This window comes from Phycicoccus sp. Soil748 (assembly GCF_001428025.1).
Taxonomy (GTDB): Bacteria; Actinomycetota; Actinomycetes; order Actinomycetales; family Dermatophilaceae; genus Pedococcus.
In genome coordinates, this window is the sequence record NZ_LMSC01000009.1 from 389,931 (window position 1) to 404,082 (window position 14,152).

A 14,152-nucleotide genomic window follows, 5' to 3' on the forward strand; every position below is an offset into this window, starting at 1 on the left:
GATCCGCTCGTCCCGGCCTCCAGAATGGCGCCATGCGCATCTTCGCCGCCCTCGTCCCGCCGGAGCCGGCCCTCGAGGACCTGGGCGACTTCCTCGAGCCACGGCGGGACGCGGGCCCGGACCTGCGCTGGGTCGACCCGAGCCTGTGGCACGTGACCCTCGCGTTCATGGCCGAGGTCCCGGCCCACCGGGTCGACGAGGTCGCCGAGGCCGTCGCCGCAGCAGCTGCGGCGCGCGACGAGCTGGCGCTCAGCCTCCGCGGGGCCGGCGCGTTCCCGCACGCCGAGGACGCGCGGGTGCTCTGGACGGGGGTCGGCGGCGAGCCGTCGGCGCTCGAGTCACTGGCCCAGCTCTCCCGAAGCGTCCGACTCGCCTGCAGCCACGCAGGGGCGTCACCGGAGGGAGGGCCCTTCCACCCGCACCTGACCGTGGCCCGCTCGCGCCGGCCGTTCGAGTCCACGCGGTGGCTGCGCACCCTGGACACCTACGACGGACCGGGCTGGGTCGCGGAGGAGGTCACCCTCTTCGCGTCGCAGCCGGGGGCGAAGGGCCGGCCGCGCCACTACGAACCGGTGGCCACCATGCCGCTCGGCGGCGAGGCGTGACCCGCACGACGGTCGCCGCCGTCACCTCCTACCCCGCGGCGGAGGCCTTCGCCGCCCTGCTGGCCCACGCGGTGCCCGGCCTCGAGCGGGTGGACGCCTCGACCCGCACCTACTCCCGACTGGTGAGCACGGGCGCGGGGCCGCTGCTCGTCGAGGCGGTCTTCGGCGCCGACGACGTCACCGTCGACGTCGTGGGTGTCGACGGCGACGGCGCTCCCGAGGCGCTCGTCGAAGCCGGCGCGTCGGTGCGCGGGTGGCTCGACCTCGAGACCGACCTCTCCGCCGTGGCCCTGCACCTCGGCGACGACCCCGTCCTCGCGCCGCTGGTGTCGGCCCAGCCTGGCCTGCGGATCCTGGGGTCGTTCGACGGGTTCGAGTCTGCGGTGATGACGGTGCTCGGACAGCACGTCTCGCTCGTCGCCGCTCGCACGTTCGGCGGCCGGCTCGTCGAGCGGTGGGGACGGCTCGATGCGGTCACCGGGCTCGTAGAGTTCCCGTGCCCCGCAACGCTTGCAGCGGTCGACCCCGCAGAGCTGCAGGCCGTCGTGGGCGTCACCGGGCAGCGCGCCCGCACCGTCGTCGCCGTCGCTCGGGCGTGCGCCGACGGCCTCCGCGTCGCGCCGGGCGTCGACCCGGTGCCCGTACGGCGCGAGCTGCTGGCGCTGCCCGGGATCGGCCCGTGGACGGTCGAGTACGTCGCGATGCGGGCGATGCGTGACCCCGACGCCTTCCCGGCCGGCGACCTCGTCCTGCGCAAGGCGCTGGAGCTCGCCACGCCTCGCGAGGTGGCGGCCCGGGCCGCCGCGTGGTCGCCGTGGCGCGCCTACGCAGCGATCCACCTCTGGCACCACGCCGCGTACTCGCTGCACCTCTGACCCGGCGCCGCGGCCTACCGCGCCTGCTCGTGGGGCGCCTCTAGACTGTGCGCGCACTGCCCCCGTAGCTCAGCTGGATAGAGCAAGAGCCTTCTAATCTCTAGGTCGCAGGTTCGAGTCCTGCCGGGGGCGCCCCTCCACCACCGGTCCCGGTGCCGCTGCGGCTCAGGCCGTGGTCGCCCGGCGGCTCAGCTGGGCGGTCCGCCGCAGTGCGAGCTCGGCGAGCAGGGCCGCCCCGTCGGGGACGACGGAGTCGTCGAAGTCGGCCCGCGGCGAGTGGTTGTCCGGTGCCGACGCGTGGTCGGCGACCGGGCAGGCGCTGAGGTTGACGTAGGCGCTCGGCACGAGCTCGCCGACGAACGAGAAGTCCTCCGCGCCCATCTCGGGGTCGCGCTGGTGGGTGTAGCGGTCGGCGCCGAACAGGTCGACGATCGTGTCCTTCGCGAAGGCGTACTCGTCCTCGTCGTTGACCGTGACGGGGTAGCCCGGGAGGTGCTCGACCTCGGCGGTGAGCCCGTGGGCGGCCGCGAGCTGCTCGGCGAGGAGGGTGATCTTCCCGCTCACCGCCTTGCGTGCCTCGGGCGAAAGGCTGCGCACGGTCGCCTCGAACACCGCGTCGTCAGGGATGATGTTGTCCTTGGTGCCGCCCACGAACTTGCCCACCGTGATGACGACCGGGTCGAAGACGTCGAACTGCCGGGTGACGAGCGTCTGCAGGGCCACGACGATCTCGCACGCCACCGGGATGGGGTCCTTGGCCCGGAACGGCTGCGACCCGTGACCGCCCTCGCCGACCACCCGCACCTTGACCTCGTCGGCCGCCGCCATGAGCGGTCCGGGGCGCCCGAACCACTGCCCCAGCGGGTGCTCGGAGGAGAACACGTGCAGGGCGTAGGCCGCGTCCACCCGACGCCCCGCAGCATCGAGCAGCCCTTCGGCGATCATCGGCTCGGCCCCACCGGGCCCTTCCTCGCCGGGCTGGAACATGAACACGACGTCGCCCTCGAGCTCGTCGCGCAGGTCGTGCAGGATGCGTGCCGCGCCGACGAGGCCGGCGACGTGGAGGTCGTGGCCGCAGGCGTGCATCAGCCCCGGGTGCCGCGACACGTGTTCGAGGTCGAGGTCCTCGGTCACCGGGAGGGCGTCCATGTCCCCGCGCAGGAGGACCACCGGCCGGTCGACGCCGGTGCGGTCGCCACCACGGCCGCGAAGCACGGCGACCACCGAAGACAGCCCCTTCCCCAGGGTGACCTCGAGGTCGAGGCCCACGAGGGCGTCGAGGACGAGGCGCTGCGTCAGGGGCAGCTCGAGGCCGAGCTCGGGCACCTGGTGCAGCTCGCGCCGCAGGGCGACGAGGTCGGGGCCGATGGTCGAGGCGATGTCGAGGGTGCGCACGCCCAGCAACCTAGTACGCGCCGAGCATCTCCCGGCGGCGGGCGGTGAGCGCGGCGAGCATGTCCCGCTCGCTCTCGAGGGCCTGGGCGTCGGCGGCGCTGTGGTGCATGCGGGCCCGCAGCAGCGCCAGCTCGCTGGCAGTGTCCTGGAAGCCGCGCATCGCGGCGAGCGACCTCCGGCCGGCCGAACGCGCCCACATCCGGGCGGCACGGCGGCCCCTCATCGTCGAGAGCATCTGCACCTCGCCCGGCGACAGCCACCCGGCATCGGCGTAGACGCTCAGGTAGCGGCCGATGAGCCGCCCCTCGCGTCGCCGCGCCCACACCACGAGGGCCACGAAGGCGAGGAAGATCGGCACCTCGACGAGGAGGTAGACCGTGACGAGCCCGGCCCCTCCCGTGACGGCGGCGAGGTTCCAGATCGCGTGCAGGAGCGCCGCGAGCAGGTATCCCGCAACGGGCGCCAGGACCTTCAGGGCCCGGCTGCGCGTGGTCGCCGCGATCCCGATACCGATCCCCGTGCAGACCGTGAACATCGGGTGGGCGAACGGCGTGAAGATGCAGCGGGCGATGAACGTGCCCGTCAGCGCCTGGTCGCCACCGTCGGCGTAGGCCATCCCGAGGTACTGGATGTTCTCGGTGAAGGCGAAACCGGCCGCGACGATGCCGGCGTAGACCATGCCGTCGATGATCCCGTCGAACTCGCGCCGCCTGAACCACCAGATGAGCAGCACCAGCAGGCCCTTGCAGGCCTCCTCCACCAGCGGAGCGGAGAACACCGCGGTCGCGAGCATGGCTGACTGCGAGCCACCGGTGGCCGCCTGGAAGGCGATGTTGGCGCCGGTGTTGAAGACCCCCGCCACCAGCGCCGCGACGAGCGCTCCCCACGCGAAGGCAACGAGCAGGTAGCGCTTGGGCTCGGCCTCGAAGCGGTCGAGCCACAGGAAGGTCGGGATCACGATGCCGAGGGGGATGGCCGCGAGCAGCACCCCCAGCAGGCTGGTCACCACCCCGAGCGTCGCGCCGTAGTAGGCGACGAGGACCAGTGCTGCGAGCGCGAACCCGATGACGAGGAACGCCACGAAGAGCCAGCGCCGCAGGGCTCGCCGGCTCGACCCGCGCCCGACCCCAGGGCCGCCGGCAACACCGTCCTGGCCGGTCGCACCGGCCGGCCCACCACCCTGGACCGGCCCCCCGGCCAGTGGTCCCGCCCCGTACCGAGGCTCCTGTCCCCACGTCATGACCGGCAGGCTAGTGCAGCGACCGGACGCACGCCCCGCGCCTGTCGCGGGTGGGCCGTAGGGTGTGCGGGTGACCCAGACCCCCACAGAACGCTCGATCAACGACCGCATCGTCTGGATCGACTGCGAGATGACCGGGCTCTCCCTCGAGCACGACGCCCTCATCGAGGTGGCCGCCCTGGTCACCGACTTCGAGCTCAACCAGCTCGGCGACGGCGTCGACGTCGTCATCGCCCCGCCGGCCGGTGCGCTCGAGCAGATGGACGACTTCGTGCGTGACATGCACACCACCTCGGGCCTGCTCGAGGAGCTGGCGGGCGGCACGACCATGCAGGACGCGCAGGAGCAGGTGCTCGCCTACGTGCGCGAGTGGGTGCCCGAGCCGCGCAAGGCTCCCCTCGGCGGCAACACCGTCGCCACCGACCGCGGCTTCCTCGCCCGCGACATGGCCGAGCTCGAGGCACACCTGCACTACCGGATCATCGACGTCTCCTCGATCAAGGAGCTGTCCCGCCGCTGGTACCCGCGCGCCTACTTCAGCTCTCCCAAGAAGTCCGGCGGCCACCGCGCGCTCGCCGACATCCGCGAGTCGATCGCCGAGCTGCGCTACTACCGCGAGGCCGTCTTCGTCCCCCAGCCCGGCCCCGACAGCGCCACGGCCAAGGCCATCGCCGCGCGGCACGTGGTCGACCCCGGCTGACGGGCGCGGACCACGGGCCTGCCGCGGCTTGCCGGGGTGGTCACGAGCACCCCTTCGGAACGGGTACGATGGTTGTCGCTTCCGCGGCCGGACTTGTCCGGTCGTGTTGCATGGTGGGCGTAGCTCAGCTGGTAGAGCACCGCGTTGTGGTCGCGGGGGTCGCGGGTTCAAGCCCCGTCGCTCACCCCACTCGAAGGCCCCCGACCGTCACGGTCGGGGGCCTTCGTCATCTCGCGTCCTTCGTCAGGTGGGGGCCCTCGTCACGTCGGGAGTCTTCGTCACGTCGGGAGTCTTCGTCACGTCGGGAGTCTTCGTCACGTCGGAGTGCGTCAGGCAGGATGGAACGGTGTTCATGGACTCAGACCGCAAGCACAGGGCCGTCCGCATCACCGTGTGGGTGGCCGTCCTCGGGCTGCTCCTGGGGGTGCTGTCCTCCCTCGTGACCGCGCTCGGGGCCGACGCCCACGCGTCGCTGCGGTCGGTCTCGCCTGCTGACGGCTCCACGGTGCGCACGGCGCCTGCCGCGGTGGTGCTGACGTTCGACGAGCCCATCAGCTCCAGCTTCGCCACCGTCACCGTGACCGGCCCCGGAGGTGACGCCGGCAACGGGCGCGCGAAGGTGGACGGCACCACGGTCAGCCTCGACCTCGACGCGGGGCTGCCTGACGGCACCTACAAGGTCGCTTTCCGCGTCGTCAGCGAGGACGGCCACCCGGTGTCGGACACGAGCACCTTCCGGCTGGCCGCAGCAGCACCCACCTCGAGCGCTCCCTCCACGTCTTCGGGCACCGACTCGCCCGCGCCGACCATGACGCCCCTCCCCCAGTCCTCGAGCTCCTCAGCCAGCGTCTCGTCCAGCGAAAAGGCCTCCGCAGCAACGGCATCCGGGACCGGCAACGGCACCGGGCTGCGCCTCGGGCTGGCTGTCGGGGTCGGCGCCCTGGCCGTCGCGGCGGGCACCGCGCTGGTCGCCGCAGCCCGCCGACGGAGGCAGTCGTGAGCGTCAGCGGAGCCGATTTCACGTCGCCGCCATCGTCCTGCTAATGTCTCTCCTCGCGCGCCATTAGCTCAATTGGCAGAGCAGCTGACTCTTAATCAGCGGGTTCGGGGTTCGAGTCCCTGATGGCGCACCACCCACCACGAAGGGCCGGTCACACCACTGTGGCCGGCCCTTCGTGCGTCCTGCCCCGGACATCGGCATGGGGCCGGGTGTCGGGACCGGCGTCGGGCCTGCGCTTCTCGGAGGGCGAGACGCCACGGGTACCTCGTGGACGACGGCCGGGGCCGCGTGCTGCACTGGAGCCATGTCTTCGACCACCGCGGTGATGCGCGCGCACATGGCTCCCATGTGCGGCGACGTCATGCGGTGTTGCTGCTGCGCCTGACCTCGTCCCGCACCAGCCCCGACGCCTCGAGCGCGTCCCTCGAACCCCGGAGACATCCCATGGCCACCAGCCACACGGCACACCGCCGCATCCACCTCGACCTGTTCCTGGTCCAGGGGTCGGTCTGTCCGCGAATGCGCAGCCTCCACGCGCCATCTCGCACAACACAGACACCGACGAACCAGGAGCAGGACCATGACCATCACGACCACCGCCGGCACCCCCGGCGTCAACCGCTTCACCCGTAGCCAGCTGCTCCGCACGGCGCAGCTCTTCGCCACCGACCCCGACCTCCACCGCCACGTCGACCTCGGCGCCACCGAGCGCACCTGGCACCGCCTCGACGCCACCGAGCACCTCGAGATCTGGCTCATCGCGTGGCCGGTCGGCACGTCGACCGGCTGGCACGACCACCTGCGCTCCGAGGGCGCCTTCGTCACCGTCGAGGGCACACTGGCCGAGCACAGCTGGTCCGGCGGCCGGGCGCACGAGAGGCTGCTGCCCCGCGGCGAGGGCCGGTCGTTCGGCAGCCACCACGTGCACGACGTCGCCAACCCCGGTGACGTCCCCGCCCTGTCGGTGCACGTCTACTCCCCCGCGCTGCGCGGCCTGACCCGCTACGCGGTCCTCGACGGGACGCTGAAGGTGACCGGCGTCGAGCAGGCCGGTGAGCAGTGGTGACCGCCGTGAGCGCCGCGCCCACGATCCAGACGCACTGGGAGACACGGCTGTTCAGCGGTCCGGTGACGCGGGACCCGGGCCGCGGGCGGCTGGCACCCACCTACGCCGGGATCGACGACCAGCTGGCCGACGCCCGCAGCCGGCTGCGCCGGGTGAGCGTGCGGGCGGCATACCAGGAGGTGCTCTACGGCCGAGCGGTCCTGGTGGACATCCGTCCCGCGGCACAGCGGGCGACCGAGGGCGAGGTCGCGGCGCACCTGCACCCGCTCGTCGTCGAGCGCAACGTGCTGGAGTGGCGCTTCGACCCACGCCACGAGTCCCGGCTGCCCGTCGCCGGATTCGCGACACGGGTGCTCGTGCTGTGCCAGGAGGGCTACACCTCGTCACTGGCCGCGGACGCCCTGCTGCGGCTCGGGGTCACCCGCGCCACCGACGTCGAGGGCGGGTTCCGGGCCTGGCGCGAGGCCGGGCTCCCGACCGCTCAGAGGTAGAGGCCGGTCTGCCCGCCGTCGCTGACCCGCGCGGCAGCGACGGCGTGCAGGTCCTTCTCGCGCAGCAGGACGTACTCCTTGGACTGCAGCTCGACCTCACCGCGGTCCTGCGGGTCGAACAGCACCCGGTCACCGACCTCGACCTGGCGGACGTTCTGGCCGGTCGCGACGACGGTGGCCCACGCCAGACGCCGGCCGATGCTGGCGGTGGCGGGGATGACGATCCCGCCACCGGACCGGCGCTCGCCACCCTCGCCCTCGAGGGAGACCAGCACCCGGTCGTGCAGCATGCGGATCGGGAGGCGGTCTGCTCCCTCAGCCACGACGGCGGCGGACCGCGCCGAGCCCGATGAGCGCGACCGCTGCAGCCGCGAGGGCCGCGACGCGCTCGGTACGCAGCTCACCCGTGGGTGTGCGGGTGGCCTCGGTGAACTTCTCGCGCGCGGACTGCACCTGGCGGCGCGCGATCTCCTGCGGCGCGGTACGGGTGTGCAGCTCGTCGACCGTGCCCGCGAGGCGCTCGCGGGCGGCGGCGATGTCGGCCTCGATCTGGTCGACCGACTTGGGCTGGGACGGACGCGGGGCGCTCGTGTCGCTCACGGGATCTCCTACGGGTGGCTGGATGGTGATGGGAGGGCGGTGTGGTGGCGAGGTGCCCGCGGGGGTCAGGCGAGGCCGAGGTCGCGGCGCAGCTTGGCCACGTGGCCGGTGGCCTTGACGTTGTACATCGCGTGGGAGACCTGGCCCTGCTCGTCGACCACGACCGTGCTGCGGATGACGCCCTCGACGGTCTTGCCGTAGAGCTTCTTCTCGCCGAACGCTCCCCAGCGCGTCATCACGGCCCGGTCGGCGTCGGAGAGCAGCGTGATCGTCAGGCCGTCCTTCTCGCGGAACTTCGCGAGCTTGGCCGGGGCATCGGGCGAGATGCCGAGCACCTCATAGCCCTCGCCGCGCAGGGAGCTGATGTTGTCGCTGAAGTCGCACGCCTGGGTGGTGCAGCCGGGTGTCATGGCGGCCGGGTAGAAGTAGACGATGACCTTGCGGCCGCGCAGGTCGGACAAGGTCACCTCCCCACCCTGGTCGTCGGGCAGCGTGAAGTCCGGCGCTTCGTCGCCGGGGCTCAGTCGCTCGCTCACGGGCGGGTCTCCTCGGGTCGCGTAGTTGCAAACGATTTGCAATAGAGTGGATGTCGTCCTCCCGCAAACCTATCCCAGCAGCGGGTTCGCCACCCGACGGCAAGGAGTCCCCGTGCACGTCCCCGACGGCTTCCTCGACGCCCCCACCTCGCTGGCGACGGCGGGCGTCGCCGCGGTCGGCGTCGTCAGCGCGCTGGTCGGGGCCGCCCGCCGCGAGCTGGACGACCGCACCGCACCGCTGGCCGGGCTCGTGGCCGCGTTCGTGTTCGCGACACAGATGCTCAACTTCCCCGTCGGCGCGGGCACGTCCGGGCACCTGTTGGGCGGCGCCCTCGCCGCCGTGCTCGTGGGTCCGTGCACGGCCACGCTCTGCCTCACGGTGGTGTTGCTGGCGCAGGCCCTGCTGTTCGCCGACGGCGGCCTGACCGCCATCGGCACCAACATCACCCTGATGGGCCTCGTGGGCGTGTGGGTCGGCTGGCTCACCTTCCGCGGGGTGCAGGCGCTGCTGCCCCGCCGCGTCGGCATGGTGGTGCCGGCTGCCGCAGTCGGCGCGTTCCTGTCGGTCCCCGTTGCGGCACTGGGGTTCGTGGCGCTGTACGCCGTGGGCGGCCAGGCCCCGATCCCCCTCGACCGGCTGGCCACGGCCATGGTCGGCTGGCACCTGCTCATCGGCGTCGGCGAGGCCGTCATCACCGCGCTCGCCGTCTCCTCGATCGTCGCCGTGCGCCCCGACCTCGTCCACGGCGCGCGGAAGGTCCTGCAGCAACGGGAGCTCGTCGTGCGCGAGGAGGTCCGCGCATGAGGTCGGTCAGCACGCGTCGCCTCGTCGTGGTGGGCCTTCTCGTCGCGCTCGTCCTCGCCGGTGTCGTGTCCTACTACGCCTCGAGCCACCCCGACGGCCTCAACTACGTCGCCGAGAAGGTCGGGTTCCTGTCGACCGGGCGCCGGCACGCCACCGACGGCTCACCCTTCGCCGGGTACTCCACTCGCGGGGTCGGCAACGCGCGGCTGTCCGGCGGCCTCGCCGGCGTCGTGGGTGTCCTCGTGGTGGGCCTCGTCGGTGGCGGCCTCGCCTGGCTGTTGCGCCGCCGCGGCCACGGCCCCAGCGAAGACCGGCGGTAGTCGGGTGGGCGCGAGCCACGGGCACCACCTGCACTTCCACGGCCACTCCCCCGTGCACCACCTCCCCGCACACACCAAGATCGTCGCGCTCGTCACCTTCGTGCTCGTCGTCGTGGCCACCCCGCGCCAGCACGCCTGGGCGTTCGCGGTGTATGCCGTCCTGCTCCTGGGCGTCGTCGGCCTCGCCGGGCTGCCCTTCGGCCACATCGCCAGGCGGATGGTCGTCGAGGTGCCGTTCGTCGTCTTCGCGGCGCTGCTGCCGTTCGTGGCATCGGGACCGCGGGTGCCGGTCGGGCCGCTGAGCCTGTCCGAACCGGGACTGTGGGCGTCGTGGGCGCTGCTGGCCAAGGGAACCCTCGGGGTGCTGGCCTCCCTGACCCTGGCCGCGACCACCGAGCCGCGCGACCTGCTGGCGGGGCTCGAGCGCCTGCGCCTGCCGCAGCAGCTCGTGCAGATCTTCGGCTTCATGGTGCGCTACCTCGAGGTCGTCACCGGCGAGCTGACGCGGATGCGCATCGCCCGGGAGTCGCGCGGGTTCCAGGCCCGGTCGGTGCGGTCGTGGCCGGCGCTCGCCTCCACCGTGGGGGCGCTCTTCATCCGGTCCTACGAGCGCGGCGAGCGCATCCACCTCGCCATGCTGTCCCGCGGCTACACCGGAAGGCTCCCCGTGACCCACACCCTCACCGCCTCGTCCGCCCAGTGGCGGCTCGCGGCAGCCCTGCCCACCGCCGCACTGGTGACCCTCGCCGTGGCGGTGGCGCTGTGAGCGACCCGGTCCTCGACGTCCGCGGGCTCGCCTACGCCTACCCCGACGGCCACCAGGCGCTGTACGGCGTGAACCTGCACGTGCACCGCGGCGAGCGGGTGGCCCTGCTCGGCCCGAACGGCGCCGGCAAGACGACGCTGGTCCTGCACCTCAACGGCATCCTCACCGCCGGCGCGGGTTCGGTAGCGGTCTCCGGACTGCCGGTCGCGAAGGAGAACCTCCAGGAGGTGCGCCGCCGCGTCGGCGTGGTGTTCCAGGACCCCGACGACCAGCTGTTCATGCCCAGCGTCCGCGCCGACGTCGAGTTCGGGCCGGCCAACCTGGGCCTGCGCGGCGCCGAGCTGGAGCGCCGCGTCGTCGACGCCCTCGACCGGGTCGGCATGGTCGACTTCATCGACCGGCCGCCGCACCACCTGTCGTTCGGCCAGCGGCGCCGCGTGGCCGTCGCCACGGTGCTGGCCATGGAGCCCGAGGTGCTCGTGCTCGACGAGCCCTCCTCCAACCTCGACCCCGCGTCCCGGCGCGAGCTCGCCGACATCATCCGCTCGCTCGACGTCACCGTGCTCATGGTCACGCACGACCTGCCCTACGCCTACGAACTCTGCCCCCGGTCGGTCGTCCTGTCCGACGGCGTCGTGGTGGCCGACGGCACCACACGCGACGTGCTCACCGACGACGCGCTCATGGCCGCCCACCGACTCGAGCTGCCGTTCGGGTTCGACCCGCGCACCATCCCGGCGCCGTAGGGCGTCAAGGTCTCCGGCCCCGGACCGGCGGGTCGACCGGTCCCTGGGGCGCAGACCACTCCGCGGCGTCCGCGCCCCACCGGTGGCCGACCCGGGTGAACTCGCGGGGCCCGTCGTCGACCTGGAAGGCGGGTCTGGACTGCACGAGCTCACCGAGGTCGGTGGGAGTCGACACCATCCACGGCGAGGGGTCGTCGAGAGCTTGCGCCGGGGCGTCGAGGGCATCGGACTGGAGCAGCCAGTGCGCGGTCCGGGCGAGGTGCGCGGACACGCGCCAGGTGCCGCCCTCCACCGCCCGGCGACGCAGGGCCGTGAGGACCCCGGCAGCGAGGAGGTACCCCGTCGCGTGGTCGAGCGCCTGGGCCGGCAGGGCACCAGGGGTCCGGTCGTCGCGCGACTCCAGCAGCGCGATACCGGTGGCTGCCTGGACGATGCTGTCGAACCCACGGCGGCCACCCCACGGCCCGCTCGGCGTCCACGCCGTGAGGGTGGCGCACACGAGGTGTGGGTGGGTCAGCGCGAGCGCGTCGGGGTCCAGCCCGTATGCCGCGAGCGCCCCGGGCCGGTAGCCGACGACGAGGACGTCGGCCTCGTCCACGAGCTCGTGCAGGCGCCGGCGGGCGTGCTCGTCGTGGAGGTCGACGAGCGTGGACCGCTTGCCCGGCCCGGTCTCGAGGTGCTGGGCCTCGATCTCGGGCAGGTGCGGGCTGTCCACGCGCAGCACGTCGCAGCCGAGGAACGCCAGCGTCCGGGTGGCCACCGGGCCGGCGATGACCCTGGTGAGGTCGAGGACGCGGGGTCGTGGCCGGACCGGCGCCGGGGCCGCGTCCCCCGTCGTGGTCACGGCCAGCACGTCGTGCGTCGCCACGGCCCGCGCCTGCTCGCCGCCCATCCACTCGGCCAGCGGGCGCACGCGCACCGCGATGCCGTGCTCGGCGGTCACGACGTCCTCGACCTCGGAGGCGCCTGCCGCGGCCATGAAGGCAGTCAGCTCGTCTCGCGTCGTGTCCTCGCCGAGCCCCAGCGCGCGCAGCAGGCGAGCCCGGTGGTGTGGGTAGTTGGCGTGCGTGCGCACCCAGCCGTCCTGTGTCTCGAAGAAGCCGGACAGGGGCGCGAACCCCGACCCGCCCACGCCACCGAGGCTCTGCAGCTGGTCGCCCCGGAAAGAGACGGCGACCTGGCGCGGGTCGACGTGGACACGGTCGCCGCCACGCAGGACGGCCCCGGCCAGCCCTGCCGCGGCGACGGCCCCGCAGGCCAGCGTGCTGACGGGCAGCACCGAGGGCAGCGCACTGCCGGGCCGCAGGTCGAGGTGGGCGGCGACGTGGCCCTCGTCGAGGCGCAGCGCCGGGAGCAGCTCGCGCAGCAGGGGGTTCACAGCCCGACGGTACGGCACGGGCGTCCCGCGGCGCGCGAGTCCGTCGGAGGCCGCTCAGTAGCCCTCCGGCAGCAGCTCGCCGACCGGCGCACTGGCCTCGACCCGGTTGCCGGGCGGCGCCAGCGGGCACACCCAGCGGTAGTCGTAGACGCACGAGGGGTTGTAGGCGAAGTTGAGGTCGACCACCCAGGAGTCCTGGTCGTCACGCCCGAGGTCAGCCCCCTTGACGGTGTCGAGCAGGTAGCGGCCGGCGCCGTAGGTCTCCTGTCCCGCAGAGCCGTCGCGCACGGGGAGGAACAGGCCTCCGCCGTACGAGTCGAGCCACCACAGGTCCAGCGTCCCGAGGCCCTCCAGCGTCACGCGCCCGGCGCCGCGGAACGGCACCACGCCATCGGTCGCCGACAGGAACTCCCACGGCTCCTGCTCGGCCGGCTCCACCGGCACGACGAACCGGAACGCCGGGTCGTACGGCGCGTGGCGCAGCGACTGCCCCTCGCGGCGTGGCGACGCCGGGTGCTCGAGGAACAGGCGCGACCGCGTCTCGACCCAGAGGGCGTGGGCCTCCTCGGGGTCCGGCTCCGCGCGGACGGCGGCATAGAGGGCGTGCACCTCCCGGCGCCAGGACGCCGTGTCGAGCGCGTCCTTGCTGGGCAGGTCCTGCGCGTCCTCCCAGTCGTCCTTGGGTGCAGTCATGTGCGCACGTCGGGACTTGAGCCAGTCAATGCAGCACATCTCATGGAGCAAGTGTCCCTCACCGTGGTGCGGTGTCGGGCGACCGTGCCGAGGTGTTGGGCCCGCCTAGTGGTCGGACCTGTCGGATGGGTGGTCAGGCTCGTTCGGAACGCTCTCGAGCCCCGCGGCGCCTTCGGCCGCCGGGTCTGCCTTGTCCTGCTCACCCGCGACGGAGACCTGACCAGTGCGAGCGACGACGAGGACCTCCACATTCGAACCGTCCGGGCGTACCAGCTTGACGTCGTACGTCGTCCCGACCGGGCCGGTGGCCGCTTCCACCTCGTCGACGTGGGCTCTGGTCGCGCTCGCTGCGAGGGCCGCAGCCTGCGCTGCGGTGAGCGGTCGCGCGGGCCGCGTCGGTCGGGCCGTCGCACCGAGCGGGTGGCTGGATGGCATCGTCGGTCGCTGGGTCACGGTGGGCTCTGACGTGACGCCGTTCACCGAAACGGGACCAGTCGCAGCGACAGCCCGGGCGTGCTGCCCTGGGTGTGATCCGGTGCGAGTCGCCATCACCGCGGCGGTGCCTCCCAAGGAAGCGACGGCGGCGACGGTGGTCAGTCCGGCGGCGAACCGGCCGGGGCGAGTGGTGAGGTGCATGGCGGAGTCCTTCTGTCAGTGGCGGCCCCCGTGGTCGCCTGTCGCCAGCCTGAAAGCCGGGTGACAGCCCCGACAGGCACCCTTGGTGTCCGTATCCCCCACCTGTGGCAGAGCCCGCCCTGCGAAGCGCCTCACGTTCAGGTGCACGTGGACGCGATACCGGGACCACGATGGGGCCGGCGCGCGACAGCCGGGTCCGGTGCGCAAGGCGGGACTTGAACCCGCACGCCCGAAGGCACCAGGACCTAAACCTGGCGCGTCTGCCGATTCCGCCACTTGCGCGCGGAGGCCACTGTACGG

Annotated in this window: 17 protein-coding genes and 4 tRNA genes; 13 read left to right on the forward strand and 8 right to left on the reverse strand. The window is 73.0% G+C overall.

The genetic code is table 11. From position 1 onward, the window contains the following. The first annotated feature begins 32 nt into the window (after positions 1-32). The 3 genes from thpR to ASG70_RS15805 all read left to right on the forward strand — a co-directional run bounded on the left by thpR (position 33) and on the right by ASG70_RS15805 (position 1,612). A complete protein-coding gene (thpR, locus tag ASG70_RS15795) occupies positions 33-605 on the forward strand; it encodes an RNA 2',3'-cyclic phosphodiesterase (protein ID WP_056884784.1) in 573 nt (190 codons plus the stop codon). Next, the gene (locus ASG70_RS15800; protein ID WP_056884785.1) at positions 602-1,480 is read left to right on the forward strand and encodes an AlkA N-terminal domain-containing protein; all 879 of its coding nucleotides are present in this window, start codon (positions 602-604) and stop codon (positions 1,478-1,480) included. The genes thpR and ASG70_RS15800 overlap by 4 nt, the downstream gene beginning before the upstream one ends. A gap of 58 nt (positions 1,481-1,538) precedes the next feature. Beyond that, positions 1,539-1,612: transfer RNA gene (locus ASG70_RS15805), tRNA-Arg, on the forward strand. Between the two features lie 33 nt (positions 1,613-1,645). Here ASG70_RS15805 and ASG70_RS15810 read toward each other — a convergent pair. Together ASG70_RS15810 and ASG70_RS15815 are read right to left on the reverse strand one after the other, a co-directional pair. Then, positions 1,646-2,875, reverse strand: coding sequence for a M20 family metallopeptidase (locus ASG70_RS15810; protein WP_369818930.1), 1,230 nt, complete (start codon positions 2,873-2,875; stop codon positions 1,646-1,648). A gap of 10 nt (positions 2,876-2,885) precedes the next feature. Beyond that, positions 2,886-4,115, reverse strand: a complete 1,230-nt coding sequence (locus ASG70_RS15815; RefSeq protein WP_082590895.1) for a PrsW family intramembrane metalloprotease — start codon at positions 4,113-4,115, stop codon at positions 2,886-2,888. Positions 4,116-4,185: 70 nt separating this feature from the next. On the opposite strand from ASG70_RS15815, the gene orn reads away from it, so the two are divergent. The 6 genes from orn (at position 4,186) to ASG70_RS15845 (ending at position 7,372) form a co-directional block, all read left to right on the forward strand. Continuing rightward, positions 4,186-4,815 carry an oligoribonuclease gene (gene orn / locus ASG70_RS15820; RefSeq protein WP_255353859.1) on the forward strand — a complete coding sequence of 210 codons (630 nt, stop codon included), beginning with the start codon at positions 4,186-4,188 and terminating at the stop codon, positions 4,813-4,815. A 113-nt stretch (positions 4,816-4,928) separates the two neighbouring features. Next, positions 4,929-5,004: transfer RNA gene (locus ASG70_RS15825), tRNA-His, on the forward strand. A 163-nt stretch (positions 5,005-5,167) separates the two neighbouring features. Next, positions 5,168-5,815 carry a copper resistance CopC family protein gene (locus ASG70_RS15830; protein WP_156400049.1) on the forward strand — a complete coding sequence of 216 codons (648 nt, stop codon included), beginning with the start codon at positions 5,168-5,170 and terminating at the stop codon, positions 5,813-5,815. A gap of 57 nt (positions 5,816-5,872) precedes the next feature. Continuing rightward, positions 5,873-5,948, forward strand: a tRNA-Lys gene (locus tag ASG70_RS15835). Between the two features lie 447 nt (positions 5,949-6,395). Continuing rightward, positions 6,396-6,881, forward strand: a complete 486-nt coding sequence (locus ASG70_RS15840; protein ID WP_056884787.1) for a cysteine dioxygenase family protein — start codon at positions 6,396-6,398, stop codon at positions 6,879-6,881. 5 nt (positions 6,882-6,886) lie between these two features. Continuing rightward, positions 6,887-7,372: a rhodanese-like domain-containing protein gene (locus ASG70_RS15845; protein ID WP_369818931.1), complete on the forward strand. Its 486-nt coding sequence runs from the start codon at positions 6,887-6,889 to the stop codon at positions 7,370-7,372. Here the strand turns inward: ASG70_RS15845 and ASG70_RS15850 are convergent. The 3 genes from ASG70_RS15850 to bcp all read right to left on the reverse strand — a co-directional run bounded on the left by ASG70_RS15850 (position 7,363) and on the right by bcp (position 8,508). After that, positions 7,363-7,662 carry a co-chaperone GroES gene (locus ASG70_RS15850; RefSeq protein WP_056884788.1) on the reverse strand — a complete coding sequence of 100 codons (300 nt, stop codon included), beginning with the start codon at positions 7,660-7,662 and terminating at the stop codon, positions 7,363-7,365. The genes ASG70_RS15845 and ASG70_RS15850 overlap by 10 nt on opposite strands. A 25-nt stretch (positions 7,663-7,687) precedes the next feature. Next, on the reverse strand, positions 7,688-7,972 hold the full coding sequence (locus ASG70_RS15855) for a DUF3618 domain-containing protein (protein WP_056884789.1): 285 nt from the start codon (positions 7,970-7,972) through the stop codon (positions 7,688-7,690). A gap of 65 nt (positions 7,973-8,037) precedes the next feature. Continuing rightward, entirely contained in the window at positions 8,038-8,508 is a 471-nt protein-coding gene (bcp, locus tag ASG70_RS15860) for a thioredoxin-dependent thiol peroxidase (protein ID WP_056884790.1), read from the reverse strand. Between the two features lie 112 nt (positions 8,509-8,620). Here bcp and ASG70_RS15865 point away from each other — a divergent pair, with 112 nt between their 5' ends. The 4 genes from ASG70_RS15865 to ASG70_RS15880 are packed head-to-tail and all read left to right on the forward strand — an operon-like array spanning position 8,621 to position 11,145. Beyond that, positions 8,621-9,313: an energy-coupling factor ABC transporter permease gene (locus ASG70_RS15865; protein WP_056884791.1), complete on the forward strand. Its 693-nt coding sequence runs from the start codon at positions 8,621-8,623 to the stop codon at positions 9,311-9,313. After that, positions 9,310-9,633, forward strand: coding sequence for a PDGLE domain-containing protein (locus ASG70_RS19720; protein WP_056884792.1), 324 nt, complete (start codon positions 9,310-9,312; stop codon positions 9,631-9,633). Before ASG70_RS15865 ends, ASG70_RS19720 begins: the two co-directional genes overlap by 4 nt. Positions 9,634-9,637: 4 nt before the next feature. Beyond that, positions 9,638-10,399 carry a cobalt ECF transporter T component CbiQ gene (gene cbiQ, locus ASG70_RS15875; protein WP_056884793.1) on the forward strand — a complete coding sequence of 254 codons (762 nt, stop codon included), beginning with the start codon at positions 9,638-9,640 and terminating at the stop codon, positions 10,397-10,399. Further along, a complete protein-coding gene (locus tag ASG70_RS15880; RefSeq protein WP_056884794.1) occupies positions 10,396-11,145 on the forward strand; it encodes an energy-coupling factor ABC transporter ATP-binding protein in 750 nt (249 codons plus the stop codon). The genes cbiQ and ASG70_RS15880 overlap by 4 nt, the downstream gene beginning before the upstream one ends. A 4-nt stretch (positions 11,146-11,149) precedes the next feature. On the opposite strand, the gene ASG70_RS15885 is transcribed toward ASG70_RS15880, so the two are convergent. The 3 genes from ASG70_RS15885 to ASG70_RS15900 all read right to left on the reverse strand — a co-directional run bounded on the left by ASG70_RS15885 (position 11,150) and on the right by ASG70_RS15900 (position 14,134). After that, on the reverse strand, positions 11,150-12,523 hold the full coding sequence (locus tag ASG70_RS15885) for a CoA transferase (RefSeq protein ID WP_200949305.1): 1,374 nt from the start codon (positions 12,521-12,523) through the stop codon (positions 11,150-11,152). A 54-nt stretch (positions 12,524-12,577) separates the two neighbouring features. Next, positions 12,578-13,216, reverse strand: coding sequence for a DUF1684 domain-containing protein (locus ASG70_RS15890; RefSeq protein WP_056884795.1), 639 nt, complete (start codon positions 13,214-13,216; stop codon positions 12,578-12,580). Positions 13,217-14,052: 836 nt separating this feature from the next. Then, positions 14,053-14,134, reverse strand: a tRNA-Leu gene (locus tag ASG70_RS15900). Positions 14,135-14,152: the final 18 nt, after the last annotated feature.

Bases quoted from the DNA above. Each gene is read 5' to 3' on its own strand.
- ASG70_RS15850 (WP_056884788.1), bottom strand. From the start codon at position 7,662: ATGCTGCACGACCGGGTGCTGGTCTCCCTCGAGGGCGAGGGTGGCGAG.
- ASG70_RS15830 (WP_156400049.1), top strand. From the start codon at position 5,168: ATGGACTCAGACCGCAAGCACAGGGCCGTCCGCATCACCGTGTGGGTG.
- ASG70_RS15890 (WP_056884795.1), bottom strand. From the start codon at position 13,216: ATGACTGCACCCAAGGACGACTGGGAGGACGCGCAGGACCTGCCCAGC.
- ASG70_RS19720 (WP_056884792.1), top strand. From the start codon at position 9,310: ATGAGGTCGGTCAGCACGCGTCGCCTCGTCGTGGTGGGCCTTCTCGTC.
- thpR (WP_056884784.1), top strand. From the start codon at position 33: ATGCGCATCTTCGCCGCCCTCGTCCCGCCGGAGCCGGCCCTCGAGGAC.
- ASG70_RS15815 (WP_082590895.1), bottom strand. From the start codon at position 4,115: ATGACGTGGGGACAGGAGCCTCGGTACGGGGCGGGACCACTGGCCGGG.
- ASG70_RS15840 (WP_056884787.1), top strand. From the start codon at position 6,396: ATGACCATCACGACCACCGCCGGCACCCCCGGCGTCAACCGCTTCACC.